The 18622-nt window shown below is 73.6% G+C and carries 13 protein-coding genes and 1 pseudogene; 9 read left to right on the top strand and 5 right to left on the bottom strand.

Translation table 11 applies throughout. The annotated features are described in order from the left end of the window. Nucleotides 1-112: 112 nt before the first annotated feature. Both IF43_RS39875 and IF43_RS39870 read right to left on the bottom strand, forming a co-directional pair. Nucleotides 113-619 carry a DinB family protein gene (locus tag IF43_RS39875; RefSeq protein ID WP_037890222.1) on the bottom strand — a complete coding sequence of 169 codons (507 nt, stop codon included), beginning with the start codon at nucleotides 617-619 and terminating at the stop codon, nucleotides 113-115. Nucleotides 620-760: 141 nt separating this feature from the next. After that, nucleotides 761-1561 (bottom strand): annotated as a pseudogene (locus IF43_RS39870) (GNAT family N-acetyltransferase); the annotation flags it as partial. Between the two features lie 78 nt (nucleotides 1562-1639). Between IF43_RS39870 and IF43_RS0126915 the strand changes: the two are divergent. The 4 genes from IF43_RS0126915 to IF43_RS0126900 all read left to right on the top strand — a co-directional run bounded on the left by IF43_RS0126915 (nucleotide 1640) and on the right by IF43_RS0126900 (nucleotide 5748). Continuing rightward, nucleotides 1640-2065 (top strand): hypothetical protein, encoded by a 426-nt coding sequence (locus IF43_RS0126915; RefSeq protein ID WP_051796240.1) that lies wholly within the window; start codon nucleotides 1640-1642, stop codon nucleotides 2063-2065. A 48-nt stretch (nucleotides 2066-2113) separates the two neighbouring features. Beyond that, the gene (locus tag IF43_RS0126910; protein ID WP_199922792.1) at nucleotides 2114-2680 is read left to right on the top strand and encodes a hypothetical protein; all 567 of its coding nucleotides are present in this window, start codon (nucleotides 2114-2116) and stop codon (nucleotides 2678-2680) included. Nucleotides 2681-2895: 215 nt separating this feature from the next. Beyond that, nucleotides 2896-5118: an MMPL family transporter gene (locus IF43_RS0126905; RefSeq protein WP_030205877.1), complete on the top strand. Its 2223-nt coding sequence runs from the start codon at nucleotides 2896-2898 to the stop codon at nucleotides 5116-5118. Between the two features lie 78 nt (nucleotides 5119-5196). Then, the gene (locus IF43_RS0126900) at nucleotides 5197-5748 is read left to right on the top strand and encodes a GNAT family N-acetyltransferase (protein ID WP_030205876.1); all 552 of its coding nucleotides are present in this window, start codon (nucleotides 5197-5199) and stop codon (nucleotides 5746-5748) included. Between the two features lie 87 nt (nucleotides 5749-5835). Here the strand turns inward: IF43_RS0126900 and IF43_RS0126895 are convergent, their stop codons facing one another. Beyond that, nucleotides 5836-6330 (bottom strand): DUF3887 domain-containing protein, encoded by a 495-nt coding sequence (locus tag IF43_RS0126895; RefSeq protein WP_158939510.1) that lies wholly within the window; start codon nucleotides 6328-6330, stop codon nucleotides 5836-5838. Between the two features lie 351 nt (nucleotides 6331-6681). Here IF43_RS0126895 and IF43_RS41815 point away from each other — a divergent pair, with 351 nt between their 5' ends. Then, on the top strand, nucleotides 6682-6846 hold the full coding sequence (locus IF43_RS41815; RefSeq protein ID WP_158939508.1) for a hypothetical protein: 165 nt from the start codon (nucleotides 6682-6684) through the stop codon (nucleotides 6844-6846). A gap of 149 nt (nucleotides 6847-6995) precedes the next feature. Further along, entirely contained in the window at nucleotides 6996-10037 is a 3042-nt protein-coding gene (locus IF43_RS0126885) for a helix-turn-helix transcriptional regulator (RefSeq protein WP_030205874.1), read from the top strand. Nucleotides 10038-10072: 35 nt separating this feature from the next. On the opposite strand, the gene IF43_RS0126880 is transcribed toward IF43_RS0126885, so the two are convergent. Beyond that, nucleotides 10073-11254 carry a sorbosone dehydrogenase family protein gene (locus IF43_RS0126880; protein ID WP_051796238.1) on the bottom strand — a complete coding sequence of 394 codons (1182 nt, stop codon included), beginning with the start codon at nucleotides 11252-11254 and terminating at the stop codon, nucleotides 10073-10075. Between the two features lie 86 nt (nucleotides 11255-11340). Continuing rightward, a complete protein-coding gene (locus IF43_RS0126875; RefSeq protein ID WP_030205865.1) occupies nucleotides 11341-12384 on the bottom strand; it encodes an aldo/keto reductase in 1044 nt (347 codons plus the stop codon). A 77-nt stretch (nucleotides 12385-12461) separates the two neighbouring features. Here IF43_RS0126875 and IF43_RS0126870 point away from each other — a divergent pair, with 77 nt between their 5' ends. From IF43_RS0126870 to IF43_RS0126860, 3 genes are all read left to right on the top strand, one after another. Further along, nucleotides 12462-13400, top strand: a complete 939-nt coding sequence (locus IF43_RS0126870) for a 2-hydroxyacid dehydrogenase (RefSeq protein ID WP_030205862.1) — start codon at nucleotides 12462-12464, stop codon at nucleotides 13398-13400. 258 nt (nucleotides 13401-13658) lie between these two features. Then, a complete protein-coding gene (locus IF43_RS0126865; RefSeq protein ID WP_030205860.1) occupies nucleotides 13659-16532 on the top strand; it encodes a bifunctional diguanylate cyclase/phosphodiesterase in 2874 nt (957 codons plus the stop codon). Between the two features lie 210 nt (nucleotides 16533-16742). Further along, on the top strand, nucleotides 16743-18620 hold the full coding sequence (locus IF43_RS0126860; RefSeq protein ID WP_030205859.1) for an acetolactate synthase large subunit: 1878 nt from the start codon (nucleotides 16743-16745) through the stop codon (nucleotides 18618-18620). The last annotated feature ends 2 nt before the right edge of the window (nucleotides 18621-18622 follow it).

Here is an 18622-nt window from a genome sequence, read left to right as displayed (position 1 = left end):
GCCTGCGGCCACCCCTGGCCCGGGCCTGCCTCCGGTCCAGCCTGCCACCCCTGTCAAGCGCCTCCCCCACACACCACGGGACGGCCTGACGGGGCTGCGAGACGTTCGGGCGTCAGGCGCCCACCGTGCCGTCGATGCCCTCGCGGAGGAAGTCCGCGTGGCCGTTGTGGCGGGCGTACTCGTGGATCAGGTGGAGCATCACCAGCCGCAGGGAGACGTCCTCGTCCCAGTTCTTGTTGTGCGCCGTCACGTCGAGGGACTCGGCGGCCTGCTCGATGCGGCGCGCGTGCGCGACCTCCTCCTCCCAGGCCGCGAAGGCCTCGGCGCGGGTGGCGCCCGTGGCGTCGTACGCCGCCTGGTAGTCGCCCTCGGCGGACCAGCGCAGGGGGAGGTCCTCGCCGTTCATGGTCCGGCGGAACCAGGTCCGTTCCACCTCCGCCATGTGTCGGACGAGGCCCAGCAGCGACAGGGTCGACGGCGGCATCGAGCGGCGGCGCAGCTCCTCGTCGGTGAGGCCCTCGCACTTCATGGCGAGGGTGGCGCGGTGGTAGTCGAGGAAGGCGCGCAGGGTCTCGCGCTCGCCGCCGGTCAGGGGCGGGCCGATGCGTTCCGTGGTCATGATCTGCGCGCCTGTTTCGGGTTCGGGTTCGGTTCGTGCGGGCTCGGGCTCGGGTTCGGGTTCGGTTCGTGCGGGTGTGGGTGCGGGTTCGAGGTCTGTGCGGTTCGGAGAGGGGGTGTTCGGGGCCCAGTTGTACTCGCGCGTCGTGGTGAGGGGGGTGAAGCCGAGGCGTTCGAGGATGGGTCGGCTCATGGGGGAGGCGTCGACCTGGAGGTACGGGATGCCGCGCGCCGCCGCGATCGCCGCACGGTACGCCACCAGCGCGCGGTAAATGCCCCGGCCGCGCCACTCCGCCACCGTGCCGCCGCCCCAGAGTCCGGCGAACGCCGTGCCCGGCGTCATCTCCAAACGGGCGGCGCTGACCGGGCGTTCGCCGTCCGGCGTCGCCGCGAGGGCGACCACGGCCGCGATCGTGTCGGGTCGCTCGGTGAGTTGGGTCAGGATCTGGTGCGCCAGGTCCGGGCGGGGCGCTCCGAACGCCCGGTCGTGCACCTCCTCCATCAGCGCGACCCCGGCCGCGTCGGTGACCGCCACCAGTCGGAGGCCCGGGGCCAGTTCGGGCTCCCGGGGGAGGTCCGCCACGCGGGCCACCATCAGGGTCTCGGGCTCCCCGGGTTCGAGGCCGGCCGCGGCCAGCCGCGCGCCCAGGTCGGTCGGGCCGTCGTGTGCGTACAGCTTCCACTCGAAGGGACGGCCGGCCCCGCCGTCGAGCGCCGCGTAGTGCGCCACCTGTGCGGCGATCTCGGCGTCCGCGGTCGACTCGTCGAGGCCGGACCACAGCACCGCGTTCCAGCCGGGCGGCGGGGAGGTCTGGCGTACCACCCGCCCGGTCGCCTCCACCACCGCGCCGGTGCCGTCGGGGCGGGCGCCGAGGCGCATCTCGCGGTCGTACTGCGCGAGCAGTCGCCGGCGGTCGGGGTCGGAATCTTGATCGAACGTCATGCGGCCAGCTCAGCACTGGTCGGGCAGGCGGGCAATCGGTTTTGCCCTAGCCTCGGGCTCATGACCTCGGAAGACTCCATGACTCCCGACGTGTACGTCGGCAACGCCGGCAAGGACGCGCCGCTCGACCGGGGCTGGCTGCTCGGCCACTTCAAGGACCCCGGTGACCTCCGCCACAGCGGGGAGGTCGAGATTAAGTGGGGGGTGCACCCGAAGGGTGAGGAGCGGGGCCAGTGGGTGCGCGGTGAGCGGCGGGTCGCGCTGCAGGTGCTGATCAGCGGCCGGTTCCGGCTGGAGTTCCCCGGCCGCAGCGTGGTCCTCGCCGAGCAGGGCGACTACGTCGTGTGGGGGCGGGGCGTGGACCACTCCTGGTGCGCCGAGGAGGACTCCGTGGTCCTCACCGTCCGCTGGCCCTCCGTCCCCGGGTACCAGGTCCCCCCGCCGGACCCGTCTCACCTCGTGGTCCGGCGGTCGGACGGCCTTGACGGACCTCGCAAGGTTTAGGTAAGCCTTACCTGCTTAGGTCATCCTTATCCCCGCCAGGAGCCCGTCATGTCCGCCCTTCCCGCGCCCACCCCCGCGCCCGGCGTCCTCAGACCGGTGCGGCTGTACGACTCCTGGTGGACGGTCGCGGCGGCCGCGCTCATGGCGGTGGTGCTGCTCACCGGCGGCCTCTGGTTCTCCACCCACGTGCGCACCGACCCCGTCCTGCACGAGGCGGCGCTCTTCGTGCACCTGGCCTCCCTGGTCCTCGGCTTCGGTTCGGTGCTGGCCGCCGACTGGTACGGGACCCTCTGGCTCATGGGCCGCGCCCCCCTCTCCGAGGCGCTCAACGTGACCTCCCGCCTGCACGTCCCGATCTGGGCCGGCCTCGTGGGCCTGGTCGTCAGCGGCCTGATGCTCCACCCCGACCTGTCCTCCCCGCTGACCCGGGCCAAGATCGGGCTGATCGCACTGCTCACGGTCAACGGACTCCAGGCCGGGCTGCTGACCCGCCGCCTCTCCGCCCCCGGCGCGCCGAGCCGCGCCGCCCTCGTCTGGGCCGGCGGCACCGCGCTGGTCTCCCAGGGGTGCTGGTGGGGCTCCGTGGTCGTCGGCTTCGTCAACACCCGCCGCTGACGGTCCCCGGCCGGAAGCCCCCGGTCCGTGCGGTGCCTGTGCGGCCCCTGTGACGATGCCCACGAAACGGACCAACGATCACCAATCGCTGCCATGGTGGCGGGTGGGGCAAAACCCCCTCCTGGTCCGGGAAGGCGTACCCCCGCCTCGTTCTTCGTCGTTCTTTGCGCGCGGGCCTCTCCCGTAAAGATCCGATCCATCAGGGAGCACGCTCGTTGGCAGCTATCGCGCGGTGGTGCATGCGGCATCGCCTCCTCGCCGTCCTGATCTGGCTCCTCGCCCTCGGCGGCACCGCCACCGCAGCGACCGTCGCCGGCGCCGCGTACTCGAACAACTACGAGGTGCCCGGCACCGAGTCCGGCAAGGCCAACGACCTGCTCAAACAGGGCTTCCACGGCCAGGGCGGCGACACCGACACCGTGGTCTGGCGCACCAGCGCCCCGGCCACCGTGCACAGCGCCTCCGTCGAGCAGCGGATGTCCGAGGCCCTCGAGACGATCTCCGGACTGCCCGGCGTCGGCTCGGTGGCCAGCCCGTACGAGCGTGACGGCGCCGGCCAGATCAGTCGGGACGGCCGCACCGCCTACGCGGTGGTCACCTTCGACCAGCAGGCCGACTCCGTGCCGAAGTCCCAGGCCCGGGCCGTGGTCGACGCCGCCAAGGCCGCCGAGGCGGAAGGCCTCCAGGTCGAGCTCGGCGGCCGGGCCGTCCAGCTCACCGAGGCCCCCGGCATGCACCTGGCCGAGGTCATCGGCGTGGTCGTCGCGGGCGTGGTCCTCTTCCTCGCCTTCGGCTCGCTGGCCGCCAGCCTGCTGCCCCTCGCGACCGCCCTGGTCAGCGTCGGCACCGCGTACGCCGGGATCACCCTGCTCGGCCACGCCATGGCCGTCGCCGACTTCGCGCCCATGCTCGGAACCCTGATCGGCCTCGGCGTCGGCATCGACTACGCGCTGTTCATCGTCACCCGCCACCGCAAGGGCCTGCGCCGCGGCCTCGCCGTCGAGGAGGCCGCCCGCAACGCCGTGGCCACCACCGGCCGGGCCGTCGTCTTCGCCGGCGCCACCGTCTGCATAGCCCTCCTCGGCATGCTGATCCTGCGGCTGAACTTCCTCAACGGCGTCGCGATCGCCGCCAGCCTCACCGTGGTCCTCACGGTGGCCGCGTCCGTGACGCTGCTGCCCGCCCTGCTCTCGTACATCGGCATGCGCGCGCTCTCGCGGCGCGAGCGCCGCGCCCTCGCCGAGCGCGGCCCCGAGCCCGGGACCACCACCGGCTTCGCCGCCCGCTGGGCCGCCTTCGTCGAACGCCACCCCAAGCTGCTGGGCGCCGTCGCCGCCGTCGTGATGACCGTCCTCGCGCTGCCCACCCTCTCCCTCCACCTGGGCACCTCCGACCAGGGCAACAACCCCACCACCTCCACCACCCGCCAGGCGTACGACCTGCTCGCCGACGGCTTCGGCCCCGGCGTCAACGGGCCGCTCACCCTCGTGGCCCACCTGGAGGGCGCGGGGGACCGGCTGGCGCTCGACCGCCTCGCCGACTCCGTACGCGACACCCCGGGCGTCGCGACGGCCGGGCACGCGGTCCTCAACCGGGCCGGCGACACCGCCGTCATCCCGGTCGTACCCGAGACCTCCCCGCAGTCCCGGCAGACGAGCGACCTGGTCGACCGGCTGCGCGACGAGGTCATCCCGGCCGCGGAGCAGGGCAGCAGCCTCGACGTGCACGTGGGCGGCGTGACGGCGGGCTACGACGACTTCGCCGAGATCATCGTCGGCAAGCTGCCGCTGTTCGTGGGAGTGGTCATCGCCCTCGGCTGCCTCCTGCTGCTGCTCGCCTTCCGCTCCATCGGCATCCCGCTCAAGGCCGCGGCCATGAACGTGGCCGCCGTCGCCTCCTCCTTCGGGATCGTGGTCGTGGTCTTCCAGTGGGGCTGGGGGAGCGAGCTGCTCGGCCTCGGCAGCGCCGGGCCCATCGAACCGTTCCTGCCCGTGATCATGGTCTCCGTGCTCTTCGGGCTCTCCATGGACTACCAGGTCTTCCTGGTCAGCCGGATGTACGAGGAGTGGCTGGAGACCGGCGACAACCGCCGCGCGGTCAGGGTCGGCCTGGCCGAGACCAGCCGCGTGATCAACTCCGCCGCCGTGATCATGATCTCGGTCTTCCTGGCCTTCGTCCTGTCCGGCGACCGGATCATCGCGATGTTCGGCATCGCCCTGGCCGCGGCCGTGGCCCTGGACGCCTTCGTCCTGCGGACCCTGCTGGTCCCGGCCCTGATGCACATGCTCGGCGGGGCCAACTGGTGGCTCCCCGGCTGGCTGGACCGGCGGCTGCCCAGGATCAGCATCGAGCCGCCGGACCTGCCGCGGCATGCGACACTTCCGGCGCAGCGGGTGAGCGACGAAAGCGCGGAGCCGGCTGCGACCACGCACGCCTGATCCGCCCGCCCGCAACCCCGTCCGGTGACGAGAGCCCGGCCACCGCCGGCCACCGCCGGTCACCGCAGAAGGAGCCCGATGTTCGCGATAGACCTCGCCGACGACGCCCAGCTCAGGCCGCTGGAGGTGTGGCACGCCGAGGAGTTCCTCGCGCACATGGACCGCGGCCGCGAGTTCATCGGCCAGTACATCGCGTTCCCCGACCGGGCCGTGGACCTCGACGGGACGCGCGAGTTCCTGCGCACGAACGCGGAGAAGGCGGCGAACGACAGCACGCGCCTCTTCGGCATCTGGATCGAGGGCACCCTGCGCGGCGGGGTCCTCTTCCCGGTCTTCGACGCGGCGGGCGGCAACGCCGAGGTGGGCTGCTGGATGGAGCCGGCCGGGGCGGGGCGGGGCCTGATCACCAAGGCCTGCCGCGTGCTGATCGACCACGCCGTCCACGTCCGCGGCATCCACCGCCTGGAGTGGCACGTCTGCACCGAGAACGAGAAGAGCATCGCGGTCGCCAAGCGGCTCGGCTTCACCCTCGAGGGCGTCCAGCGGGAGAACTACCTCCACCGCGGGCGTCGCCAGTCCACCGAGGTCTGGTCCCTCCTCGCCCCCGAGTGGCGCTCCGCCGCGTCCTGACACCCGCCCGACGGCCGGCGCGGCGCACGGGAGCCCGCCGCGTCCGGCCCGCCGGCTCGCGGCAGGCCCGCCCACCCGTGGGCGCGGCTACGTGACCGGGGTGTTCGGCGCCAGGCACCACAGACCGGCCACGCTTCCGTCCTGCTGGAAGACGAACCGGAGGGCGGCGGACTGCTGCGACATCGTCATCGGGATGTCGACCGCAGTGAGCGCGCCGACCGTGACGTCCGACGGATCCCCGTGCGACCGGTAGTCCCCGAAGACGTCCTGGCAGGTCTGCCAGGCCCTCGCGAGTGCCTCCGGGGGCAGGGCCCGGCGCATCGTCGGGGAGAAGCGGGCCGAGGCCGCGACGAAGTCGCCCGCCACGATGTCGTCGAGGGCCTGTACGGCGATCCGGTCGAACCGGGTGTCGGCCGCGACCGCCGCCGGGCCCGCAGCCACGGCGGCCGGGCGGGCCTCGGCCGCCACCCCCGTACCGCCCGCCGACACCAGTGCGCAGACGGCCAGCGTCAGAGCGGCGGCCCTCGGGGCCGCCCGGGGCCCCCTGCCGGCAGTGCGGTCTCGGTCCGGCGTCGCAACCACGGCTACCTCCGGTCGGCTGGGGTGGGATACCTCCACCCTGCTCCTCCCGCACTGCCCCCGCACGCCGGGCCGGTCCCGGGACGCCGCCCGCCCCGGGACCCCGGCCGGGCGCTGAAGGTGCCCGACCCGCCTTACCCGACGCCCCGCCCCGCCTTAGACCGGGGCCGGGACTCAGGGCCGAACCGCGGCGTAGGGCTCCCGTCTAAGGCCCCCGGTCCCGCGCAGATGCGGAAGTCGCCCGATGTGGCAGCACCCCCTGGCACGCGAAGCTTGAGGCACATCGAAACGAAGTGACCGCAACACGGCGAGTGTCCGCCCAACGGGGCGGGCCGGTCAGAGGAGAAGACGAAGATGTTCGAGTACGAGATCGCCACCATGCGCAACGCCGAGCTCATCCGCCAGGCCGAGGCCTACCGCCGCGTGCGCCAGGCGCAGCGGGCCGCGGCCGCCACCGAGGGCACGGGCCAGGGCACCGACCGGCGCGCCGCCCGCGAGCGCTTCACCCGCGCCGCGTAGGCGCGGCCGGGCCTGCGCTCCCCTTCCGACCCGCACGTGCGGTCCCGCCCCGACACCCCTGAGGCGGGCCCGCCACCCCTCGTCCCGGAGGCGGGAGTTCCGTGAGAAGCCCGGTGAAACCCAGTGCCGCCGCAGTCGATCTCTGTGCGATGCTCGGCGACGTGGAAACCAGATCCGTCAGCCCGGTGTTCGTCGGCCGAGCCGACGAACTGGCCGTCCTCACCGACGCACTCGACCGCGCGGCCACGCACGAACCGCAGGCCCTGCTCATTGGCGGTGAGGCCGGGGTGGGCAAGACCCGCCTCACCGAGGAGTTCATAGCCGAGGCCACCCGGCAGGGCGCCGTGGTGGCCGTCGGCGGCTGTGTGGAGATCGGCGCGGAGGGCCTGCCCTTCGCCCCCTTCTCCACCGCTCTGCGCTCCCTGCACCGCCGCCTGCCCGAGCAGCTCGCCGCCGCGGCCGGCGGTCAGGAGTCCGAACTCGCCCGCATCCTGCCCGAGTTGGGCGAGACCTCCCGCGGCCCGCACGACGAGGAGAGCACCGCCCGCCTCTTCGAGCTCACCGCCCGCCTGCTGGAGCGGCTGGCCGCCGACCGCACCGTCGTGCTCGTCCTGGAGGACCTGCACTGGGCCGACGCCTCCACCCGCCACCTGCTCGCGTACCTCTTCCGCACCCTGGCCCGCGGCCGTCTCGCCCTCGTCGCCACCTACCGCGCCGACGACGTCCACCGCCGCCACCCGCTGCGGCCGCTGCTCGCCGAGCTCGACCGGCTGCGCACCGTACGCCGCCTGGAACTGGCCCGCTTCACCCGCGCCGAGGTACGCCGCCAGCTCGCCGGCATCCTGGCCTCCGAGCCCGACGAGCGCTTCGTCGACGACGTCTTCGCCCGCTCCGACGGCAACGCCTTCTTCGTCGAGGAGCTCGCCGCCTGCGGGGGCGGCGGCAGCTGCCCGCCCGGCCTCACCGAATCCCTGCGCGACCTCCTCCTCGTCCGGGTCGAGGTGCTCCCGGAGACCGCCCAGCGGGTGGTCCGGCTGGTCGCCGAGGGCGGCTCCACCGTCGAGTACCCGCTGCTCGCCGCCGTCGCCGGACTCTCCGAGGACGAGCTGCTCGAAGCCCTGCGCGCCGCCGTCACCGCCAACGTCCTGCTCGCCACGCCCGAGGGGGACGGCTACCGGTTCCGCCACTCCCTCGTCCGCGAGGCCGTCGGCGACGACCTGCTGCCGGGCGAGCGCTCCCGCGTCAACCGCCGCTACGCCGAGGCGCTGGAAGCAGACGACACCCTGGTGCGCGCCGAGGAGCGGGTGATCCGCCTGGCCAGCTACTGGTACGCCGCCCACGACCCGGCCAAGGCCCTGCCCGCCGCTCTGGACGCCTCCGTCGCGGCCCGCCGCCGGTACGCCTACGCCGAGCAGCTGCGGCTCCTGGAACGGGCCGTCGACCTGTGGGAGGACACCCCCCGCGAGGTGCGCGACGCCCTGCGCCCCGCCGACTACACCGACGTCTACCCGCCCTGCGGATGCGACCCGGCCACCGCTCCGCTCCAGTGGCTGGACCTGATGGCCGAGGCCACCGTCGCGGCCCGGTACGGCGGCGAGCGCGAACGCGCCCTGAAGCTCACCAAGACGGCCCTGCGCACCCTGGAGGACGACCACGACCCGCTGCGCGCCGCCTGGTTCTGGACCGAGCGCTCGCGGCTGATCTCCAGCCTGGGCCGCGGCGACGGCTGGGCCGAACTCGGTACCGCCCAGGAGCTGGTGCGCGGCCTGCCGCCGTCCCAGGTGCACGCCGAGGTGCTCACGCACGCCGCGTCCTGGGGCATGCTGCACGATCCCGGCCCGGACAACCTCGCCACCGCCGAACGGGCCGTCGAGGTGGCCAGGCTGGTCGGCGCCGAGGACGTCGAGCTCAACGCCCGGCTCACCCTGGGCAGCCTGATGTCCGACGCCGGCGACATCGACGGGGGCCTCGCCGTCATGGAGGAGGTCAAGGACCGGGCGGTGGCCCTCGGCCTGGCCGCCATCCTGGGCCGCGCCCACATCAACCTCTCCTCCCAGCTGGAGAACAACGGCCGCTCCGAGGACGCCGTGGCCCTGGCCGACGAGGGCATCGCCCTGGTCCGCCGGTACCGGCTCCTCGACAGCGAGGCCTGGGTGTGCGGCAACAAGGCCGACTCCCTCTACAGCCTCGGCCGTTGGGAGGAGTGCGCCGACCACGCCCGGCGCGCGCTCGAGGTGGCCCAGACCGGCAAGCCGCGCGGCGCCGGCGCGCTCCAGCTCTCCCACCTGGCGCTGGCCCGCGGCGCCCTCGGCGAGGCCGCCGCCCAGCTCGCCGCCGCCCGCGCCCACTTCGGCACCCACGACAGCCAGCCCCAGCACCGCATCCCGCTGGACCGGATGGCCATCGGCATCGCGGCGGCCGAAGGCCGGATCCAGGAGGTACGGGCCACCCTCGCGGAGTCGATCGCCCAGGGCATCCCGCCCGGCAACCACCGCTACGCCTGGCCGATGCTGCTGGCCGCCGCCACCGGCGAGGCCGACGCGCGGGGCCTGCCCTCTGCCGACGCCGGCCGGGCCGCCGCCCTCGACGCGATCCGCAAGCAGGCCAGGGCCCTCGCCACGCCCGTGCCCCTGTGGGTCGCGCACGCCGCCTACGTACGGGCCGAACTGCTGCGCGCCGAGGGCCGGGACGCGCTCTCCGACTGGGCGGAGGTCGAGGCGGCCGTCCGGCCGCTGAGCCGCCCGTACCTGCTGGCCAGGGTGCGCCACCGGCTCGCCGAGGCCCTGCTGGCGGCCGGCGGCGACCGGGACGTGGCGGCCGCGCTGCTGCGCGACGCGCTGGACACCGCCGGGCGCCTGGGCTGCCGGCGGCTGCGCGAGGAACTGGAGCTGCTCGCCCGCCGGGCCCGGCTGCCGCTCACCGGCGCCGAGGACCCGCAGGTCGTACGGGCCGACGCGGATCCGGAGGAGGACCCGGCGGAGGCGCTGGGGCTGACCAGCCGCGAGCGGGACGTGCTGCGGCTGGTCGCGGCCGGGCGCACCAACCGGCAGATCGCGGAGGAACTCTTCATCTCGCCGAAGACGGCGAGCGTGCACGTCTCGAACATCCTGGCCAAGCTGGGCGTGGCCGGCCGGGGCGAGGCCGCCGCCCTCGCCCACCGGCTGCGGCTGTTCACGCCGGAGGCCGCCTGAGCGAGCGGGCGGCGTCGGGGGTTCCGCGAGGTCCGTCAGCGCACCGTCAGTTCCACGATCCGGTCGTCGCCCGGGCGCGGCGATCCGCGCCCGTCGGTGTTGCTGGTGCTGAGCAGCAGTCCGTCCGGGCCGGTGGCGAGGACCGTGCGCAGGCGGCCGAACCGGCGCTCCAGGAAGGCCTGGGGGGCGGCGGCCGCGCGGGCGCCGTCGAGCGGGACGCGCCACAGCCGCTGGCCGCGGAGCCCGGCCATCCAGATCGCCCCCTGCGCGTACGCGATGCCGCTGGGGGAGGCCTCCTCGGTGGTCCACTGGGCCACCGGGTCGCGGTACCCGGGGCGGCCGGCCCGGCCCTCGACGACCGGCCAGCCGTAGTTCCGGCCGGGCTCGATCAGGTTCAGTTCGTCGTACCGGTTCTGCCCGAACTCCGCCGCCCAGAGCCGGTGCTCGGCGTCCCAGGCGAGGCCCTGCACGTTGCGGTGCCCGTACGAGTACACCACCGAGTCCGCCTCGGGGTTGCCGTGGACCGGCTCGCCGTCCGGGGTCATCCGCAGGATCTTGCCGCCCAGCGACGCCTTGTCCTGGGCCAGGTCCCCGTTGCCGGTCTCACCCGTGCCGGCGTACAGCATCCGGTCGGGGCCGAACGCGATCCGCCCGCCGTTGTGGATCAGTCCCTTCGGGATGCCCCTGAGGATGGTGTCGGGGGCACCGAGCTGCTGCCCGGACGGGCGCCGCTCGTCGTAGATCAGGCGGGCGATGCGGTTGTCCGACGCGGTGGTGAAGTACGCGTACACCAGGTGGTCCGCGGCGAAGTCGGGGGAGAGGGCCAGGCCCAACAGGCCGCCCTCGCCGCCGGGTTCGACCCCGGAGACCTCCCCGACGGGGGTGAGCCGGCCGCTCCGCCCGTCCACCCGCGTGATCGTGCCGTCGTCGCGCGAGCCCACCAGCAGGTCGCCGCCGGGCAGCGGGGCCACCCCCCAGGGGGTCTTCAGCTCGGTGGCCACGGTCCGGCCCGTCGTCACCGAGCCCTTGGCGGCCACCGCGGGTGCGGTGGCGGACGCCGAGGGCTTCGGCGGGGACGGCACGGCCGTCGCGGACCGCTCCGCCGGGGTCGCGACCCCGGCGCCGCCGCCCCCCGCACCCGTACAGCCCGCCGCGAGGAGGGCCGCGCACACGGCCGGCGCCCCCGCCCTCAGAACGCCCCGCACTCCTCTGCGCATGGCTCGCTCACTTCCCCCGTGCCGCCGCCCGTACACCTCGAACATCCGGACCACTCCGGACCATCCCCGCCACCTCGGAGAACACCTCAGTCCCACGATCCCACCGGCCCCGGCAGCCCCGCGATCTCCACCAGGTCCGCCGCCGTCAGCAGCACCCGCGCCGCCCGGGCGTTCTCCACCGCCCACCGCGCCTGCTTCGCCCCCGGTACGGGAACCACGTGCGGCCCCTGCGCCAGCACCCAGGCCAGCGCCACCTGCGCCGCGGTCACCTCCGGTCCGTGCCGCCGGGCCACCCGCCGCAGCCCCGCCACCAGCGGCTGGTTCGCGGCCATCGCCTCCGCGGTGAACCGCGGGTGCCGGGCCCGTACGTCCTCGCGCTCGAAGCCCTGCCCCGGCGTCAGCGTCCCGGTCAGGAACCCGCTGCCCAGCGGCCGCGCCGCCAGCAGGCCCACCCCGCGCGCCGCGCACCACGGCAGCAGCGTCTCCAGCGCCTCGGGAGCCCACACGGACAGCTCCGCCTGCACCGCGCCGACCGGGAACACCTGCTGGACCCGCTCCAGTTGGTGAATCGTCTCTGCGTAACGGGCCGCACCCGCGGGGCGCCGCCCCGGACCCCGTCCGGCCCGCCCGGCGCCCCGCGGGGTCTCCCGCGGCCGCGCGTCCACCGCACAGAAGCCCAGCGCCCGCACCTTCCCCGCGGACACCAGCCCGGCCAGCGCGCCCCAGGTCTCCTCCACCGGCACGTCCGGGTCGGCCCGGTGCAGCTGGTACAGGTCGATGACGTCGCTCTGGAGCCGGCGCAGCGACGCGTCGCAGGCCCGGCGCACGTACTCGGGCCGTCCGTTGACCACGACGTGCTGGTCGCCCACCTGGAGACCGCACTTGGTCGACACGAACGCCTCGGCGCGCCGCTCCTTGAGGACCCGCCCCAGCAGGAGCTCGTTCGTGAACGGCCCGTACATGTCGGCCGTGTCCAGCAGGTTCGCCCCCTCGTCGAGCGCCGCGTGCACCGTGCGCAGCGAACCCTCCCCGTGCCGGCGCGATGCCGAGTAGCCCCAGCTCATCGGCATGCACCCGAGGCCGATGGCACCCGCCTCCAGCGCCGCCGCCCCCAACGTCCTGCGCTCCACCTGCTCGTACCCCTCCCCGTGACCGCCACCCAAAGCTATCCGCTGATCATGTGGCCGGTTCGCATAGCCTCCTGGTCATGACTACTGACGTGTGGCTGCCGTTCCGTCCCGAGGAGGTCCCGGGCCTGCCCGAGGGCCCGGAGTACCGCTTCTGGGACGGCGGGCCGGAGTACCCGGCCGATCCGGCCGACTGCGCCTTCTACGTGGTGCCGTACATGAAGGGCGCCGAGGTCGCCTGCCGGCCGCTGCCCGCCATGTCCTCGGTCCGGGTCGTGCAGACCCTGTCCGCGGGGATAGACCACGTCGAGCCCGGCCTGCCCGACCTGGGGTCCGGCGTACGGCTGTGCAACGCGCGCGGCGTCCACGAGGCCAGCACCGCCGAGCTGACCCTGGCGCTGGTCCTGGCCTCGCTGCGGGACCTGCCGGGGTTCGTGCGGGGCCAGGACCGCGAGGAGTGGCGGGCCGGCTTCTACCCCGCGCTCGCCGACAAGTCCGTACTGATCGTGGGGTACGGCTCGATCGGCGCCGCCATCGAGGACCGGCTGGCCCCCTTCGAGTGCGCGGAGGTCGTCCGGGTCGCCCGGAGCGCCCGCACCGCGGCCCGGGGGCCCGTGCACGCGCTCGCCGACCTGCCCGCGCTGCTGCCGCAGGCGGACGTGGTGATCCTGTCGACCCCGCTCACGCCCGACACCAAGGGGCTGGCCGGGGCCGAGTTCCTCGGGCGCATGAAGGACGGGGCGCTGCTGGTCAACGTCGCCCGCGGCCCGGTCGTCGACACCAAGGCCCTGCTCGCCGAGCTGGAGTCGGGCCGGCTGCGCGCGGCGCTCGACGTCACCGACCCGGAACCGCTGCCCGCCGGGCACCCGCTGTGGCACGCTCCCCACGTCCTGATCACGCCCCATGTGGGGGGCAGCACCTCCGCTTTCAAGCCACGGGCCAAGCGGCTGCTGGCCGCCCAGCTCACCCGCTTCGTCACCGGAGAGACCTTGGAGAACGTCGTACTGGTCACCGAATGATCACCGAATGAGCCCGATTCTGTACGCTCCGGAGCGGTTCGAGTGCACAGGGTGTCCACAACTCCGACAGTAGTAACACAGCGTATAGGTGCTATGTCCCTGAGTGACGAAACTGGTGTATCGTCCGCCAAGGGGCTGCGCCGCGAACGTACGGCGCTGGGGAGTGATCGGACACTTTGGGGGGCGACGGGCGATGCACGGCCAATGGACGAACGATCCGCGCACACGGAAACCGGCCATGCCGGTGCTGGGGCCCCGGTGAGTGCCCCCGGGGCCCTCCTCGCCCAGCCCCCGCCGGTGTCCGGCGGTGGCCGGGGCCTGGCCGCCCAACTCCTCCTCGCCGTGATCTGCGGAGGGTACGCCGTCGGCGCCGCCCTCGGCTGGGGGTCCGAGGAACTCGCGCTCGTCATGGGCGACTTCGGACTGAGCGCCGCCGCCCTGCTCGCCGCGGTCTCCTGCTACAACTACGCGCGCTCCAATCCCAGCAGGGAGCGCCCCGCCTGGCTCCTGTTCGCCTTCTCCTCCCTGATGGCCGCCTGCGGCAACGCGGTCTGGGGCTGGTACGAGGTCGTCCTGGAGCGCGAGGTGCCCAGCCCCTCCGTCGCCGACTTCTGCTTCCTCTGCTTCGCGCCCCCCGCGATCGTCGGCCTGCTCGTCCTCGCCAAGCGCCCCGTCACCCGCGCCGGGTGGGTCTGCCTCGCCCTCGACTCCTGGCTCATCGGCGGCTCGCTGCTCACCCTGTCGTGGAGCCTCGCCCTCGCCCACACCGCCCAGAGCGCCACCTCCGAGGGGTCCGGCAGCGTACCGCGGGCCGCCCTGTCGCTCGCGTACCCGCTGCTGGACATCGCGCTCGTGTCGATGGTCCTCGTCCTGCACTTCCGGCGCTCGGCCGCCAACCGCTCCGCCGTGAACACGGCCATCGCCGCCCTCGCCCTGACCGTGCTCAGCGACGCGCTGTTCACCTCCCCGCTGCTGCACGCCAGATACCGCTCCGGCGAACTGCTCGACGCCGGCTGGTTCGCCGGCTCCCTGCTGCTCGCGTACGCCCCCTGGGGCGCCCGGCGGCTGCTGCACGGCGACGAAGACGACGGCCCCCCGCGCGGTCCCCGCCCGCACAGCCGGCCCATCACCGGCTCGCTGCCCGCCCTGACGCCCTACCTCGCCGCCGCGGTGTGCACGCTCGGCATCCTCTACAACGTCGTCGACGGCCGCCGGGTGGACCGGGTCGTCGTCTTCACCGGCTGCACCGTGGTCCTCGCCCTCGTCGTGCGCCAGGGCATCATGCTCCTCGACAACATCGCCCTCACCCAGGAACTGGCCCAGAAGGAGAACCACTTCCGCTCCCTGGTCCAGGGCTCCAGCGACGTCATCATGATCGCCGCGCCCACCGGGATACTGCGGTACGTCAGCCCGGCCGCCGCCGGGGTCTACGGACGCGAGGCCGAGGAGCTCGTCGGCTCCGAGCTGTCCGCCCTGATCCACCCCGACGACCTCGGGCGCGTGGTCCACGAGGTCCGCCGCTTCCTCGCCGCCCCGCCCGCCGAGGAGCCCACCACCCGCATCGAATGCCGCTTCAAGTCCGGCAGCGGCGAGTGGCTGAACGTGGAGTCCACCGTCAACCGCCACCAGGGCGGGCTCATCCTCAACAGCCGGGACGTCACCGAACGGGTCCGCCTCCAGGCCCAGCTCCAGCACAGCGCGGAGCACGACCCGCTCACCGACCTCCCCAACCGGGCGCTGTTCACCCGCCGGGTCCGCCAGGCGCTGACCGGCCGCCGCGCCGGGGACCACTCGAGCGCCGTGCTCTTCATCGACCTCGACGGCTTCAAGGCGGTCAACGACAGCATCGGCCACCAGGCCGGCGACGAACTGCTGATCGAGGCCGCCCGCCGGCTCCACGAGTCCGTCCGCGCCGGGGACACCGCCGCCCGGCTCGGCGGGGACGAGTTCGCCGCCCTCATCCTGGGCGACGGCAGCCGCGACCGCAGCGCCCGCGAGTACCAGGTGCACGAGATCGCCGAGCGGCTGCGCGCCACCCTCTCCCAGCCGTACCGGATCGCCGGCAGCGAGGTCCGGGTCGCCGCCAGCATCGGCGTCGCCTTCGCCGATCCCGGCATCAGCCCCTCGGACCTCATGCGCAACGCGGACCTCGCGATGTACCGGGCCAAGGCGGGCGGCAAGGACCGCGTGGAGCTGTACGCGCCGCAGATGGAGGCCGAGGTGGTCGGCAGGGCCGAGGTCGCCGGCCGCCTGCGCACCGCCCTGCACGACGGCGAGTTCGTCCTGCTGCACCAGCCCGTGGTCTCGCTGGCCACCGGGACCGTCACCGCGGTGGCCGCCCAGGCCCGGTGGCGCTCCGCCCAGGGGTTCCTCTTCACCCCCGCCGAATTCCTCCGGGTGGCCGAGTCGGCCGACCCGCACGGCGGCCCCGAGCCGGGCCGGACCGCCGAGCTGGGGCGCTGGCTGCTGGAGGAGGCCGTCGAGCAGGCCGCCGAGCGGCACCGCGCGGGCCACGGGACCCCCGTGACCGTACGGATCTCGGCCCACCGACTGCTGGACCGCTCCCTGCCGCCCACCGGCACCGTGGAAGCCCTCCTGACCCGGCACGGGCTGCCCTCGGGGGCGCTGGTGATCGAGCTGGCCGACAGCGACCCCAGGGTGGCCTTCGACGAGCTGGAGCGGCGCCTGGCCGGGCTGCGCCGGCTCGGCGTACGGATCGCCCTCGACGGCTTCGGGAGCGGGTACGCGGCCATCGGTGCGCTGCGTCGGCTGCCGGTCGACGTGCTGAAGCTCGACCGGGGGCTGGTCGAGGGCGTCGTGGAATCGGCCCGGCTGCACAAGATCACCGCAGGTTTGTTGCGTATTGCAAATGATTTGGGCATGGAGTCCGTGGCCGAGGGCGTGGACCTGCCCGAGCAGGTCCTGGCGCTGCGCGCCATGGGCTGCACCCACGGCCTGGGCATGGCCTTCTCCGGCCCCTTGGACGAATACCGGCTGCGCCGCTCCCTCGTGCGCGGTACGTTTCCAGTACCCGGCGGGGCCGCCCTTCCCGCACTGGCGGGCAGGTCGCTGAGCGTCCCGCGGGGACTCCGTAGGGGCTCAAATAGTGAGACGTCCATCCCACCTACTTGACATCCCCCTCCCGCCGGAGGGAGGGTCAGTGCCATGCGCACCCGAATTCTCGTACTTGGAAAGCGCGTCGGCTGAAGCTGGGCAGTTCACGACCCCGCTCAACGCACCCGACGCGCTCCCCTCGCTTGCCCTTAGGCACGAGGGGTTTTTTGTTGCACTGGCAAAACCCAAACCCACGCAAAAACCCTCAGCTTCGAGAAGAGATTGCCGATGACCGAGCAGGCCTCCGGGGCCCACCATCCGCAGCCGCGGGCCCGTACCGGCGGACAGCAGACCGCTGCGATCGAGCACGTCACGGGTGCGCAGTCCCTCATCCGTTCTCTCGAAGAGGTGGGGTGCGACACCGTCTTCGGCATCCCGGGCGGCGCGATCCTCCCGGCGTACGACCCGATGATGGACTCGAAGAAGGTCCGCCACATCCTGGTCCGGCACGAGCAGGGCGCCGGCCACGCCGCCACCGGCTACGCGCAGGCCACCGGCAAGGTCGGCGTCTGCATGGCCACCTCCGGCCCGGGCGCCACCAACCTCGTCACCCCGATCGCCGACGCCCACATGGACTCCGTCCCGCTGGTCGCGATCACCGGCCAGGTCTCCTCCAAGGCGATCGGCACCGACGCCTTCCAGGAGGCGGACATCGTCGGCATCACGATGCCGATCACCAAGCACAACTTCCTGGTCACCAGGGCCGAGGACATCCCGAAGACGATCGCCGAGGCCTTCCACATCGCCGCCACCGGCCGCCCCGGCCCGGTCCTGGTCGACATCTCCAAGGACGCCCTGCAGTCCCGGACCACGTTCAGCTGGCCGCCCGCCCAGGACCTGCCCGGCTACCGACCGGTCACCAAGCCGCACGCCAAGCAGATCCGCGAGGCCGCCAAGCTCATGGTCCAGGCCAAGCGCCCGGTCCTGTACGTGGGCGGCGGCGTCATGAAGTCCGGCGCCACCGCCGAGCTGAAGGTCCTGGCCGAGCTGACCGGCATCCCGGTCACCACCACCCTGATGGCCCTGGGCTCCTTCCCGGACACCCACCCGCTGCACGTCGGCATGCCGGGCATGCACGGCGCGGTCACCGCCGTCACCGCCCTGCAGAAGGCCGACCTGCTCATCGCGCTGGGCACCCGCTTCGACGACCGCGTCACCGGCAAGCTCGACAGCTTCGCCCCGTACGCCAAGGTCATCCACGCGGACATCGACCCGGCGGAGATCGGCAAGAACAAGCCCGTGGACGTCCCGATCGTCGGCGACGCCCGCGAGGTCATCGCCGACCTGGTCCAGGCCGTCCAGGCCGAGCACACCGAGGGCCACGCCGGCGACTACACCGCCTGGTGGAAGGACCTCAACCGCTGGCGCGACACCTACCCGCTCGGCTACGACCTGCCCGAGGACGGCAGCCTCTCGCCGCAGCAGGTCATCCAGCGCATCGGCGAGCTCGCGCCCAAGAGCACCATCTTCGCGGCCGGCGTCGGCCAGCACCAGATGTGGGCCTCGCACTTCGTCAACTACGAGGAGCCCCGCACCTGGCTGAACTCCGGCGGCGCCGGAACCATGGGCTACGCGGTCCCGGCCGCGATGGGCGCCAAGGTCGGCATGCCGGAGCGCACCGTCTGGGCGATCGACGGCGACGGCTGCTTCCAGATGACCAATCAGGAACTGGTCACCTGCGCGCTGAACAACATCCCGATCAAGGTCGCGATCATCAACAACGGCGCGCTGGGCATGGTCCGCCAGTGGCAGACCCTGTTCTACAACCAGCGGTACTCCAACACCGTCCTGCACGCCGACGAGACCGGCCACACCACCGTCGGCTCCCAGCTCGGCGAGTCCACCGCGCCCCGCCAGGGCACCCGCGTCCCGGACTTCGTCAAGCTCTCCGAGGCCATGGGCTGCGTCGCCCTGCGCTGCGAGGACCCGGCCGACCTGGACAAGGTCATCGCCGAGGCCAACGCCATCAACGACCGTACGGTCGTCGTCGACTTCATCGTCCACGAGGACGCCATGGTCTGGCCGATGGTCGCCGCCGGCACCTCCAACGACGAGGTCATGGCCGCCCGTGGCGTCCGCCCGGACTTCGGCGACAACGAAGAGTGACT

Source organism: Streptomyces sp. NRRL S-87, from assembly GCF_000719335.1.
Lineage (GTDB): Bacteria > Actinomycetota > Actinomycetes > Streptomycetales > Streptomycetaceae > Streptomyces.
This window is presented reverse-complemented; position numbering and strand designations above follow the sequence as displayed.

Bases quoted from the DNA above. Each gene is read 5' to 3' on its own strand.
- IF43_RS0126870 (WP_030205862.1), top strand. From the start codon at position 12,462: ATGACTACTGACGTGTGGCTGCCGTTCCGTCCCGAGGAGGTCCCGGGC.
- IF43_RS0126900 (WP_030205876.1), top strand. From the start codon at position 5,197: ATGTTCGCGATAGACCTCGCCGACGACGCCCAGCTCAGGCCGCTGGAG.
- IF43_RS0126885 (WP_030205874.1), top strand. From the start codon at position 6,996: ATGCTCGGCGACGTGGAAACCAGATCCGTCAGCCCGGTGTTCGTCGGC.
- IF43_RS0126915 (WP_051796240.1), top strand. From the start codon at position 1,640: ATGACTCCCGACGTGTACGTCGGCAACGCCGGCAAGGACGCGCCGCTC.
- IF43_RS0126880 (WP_051796238.1), bottom strand. From the start codon at position 11,254: ATGCGCAGAGGAGTGCGGGGCGTTCTGAGGGCGGGGGCGCCGGCCGTG.
- IF43_RS41815 (WP_158939508.1), top strand. From the start codon at position 6,682: ATGTTCGAGTACGAGATCGCCACCATGCGCAACGCCGAGCTCATCCGC.
- IF43_RS0126860 (WP_030205859.1), top strand. From the start codon at position 16,743: ATGACCGAGCAGGCCTCCGGGGCCCACCATCCGCAGCCGCGGGCCCGT.
- IF43_RS39875 (WP_037890222.1), bottom strand. From the start codon at position 619: ATGACCACGGAACGCATCGGCCCGCCCCTGACCGGCGGCGAGCGCGAG.
- IF43_RS0126910 (WP_199922792.1), top strand. From the start codon at position 2,114: ATGTCCGCCCTTCCCGCGCCCACCCCCGCGCCCGGCGTCCTCAGACCG.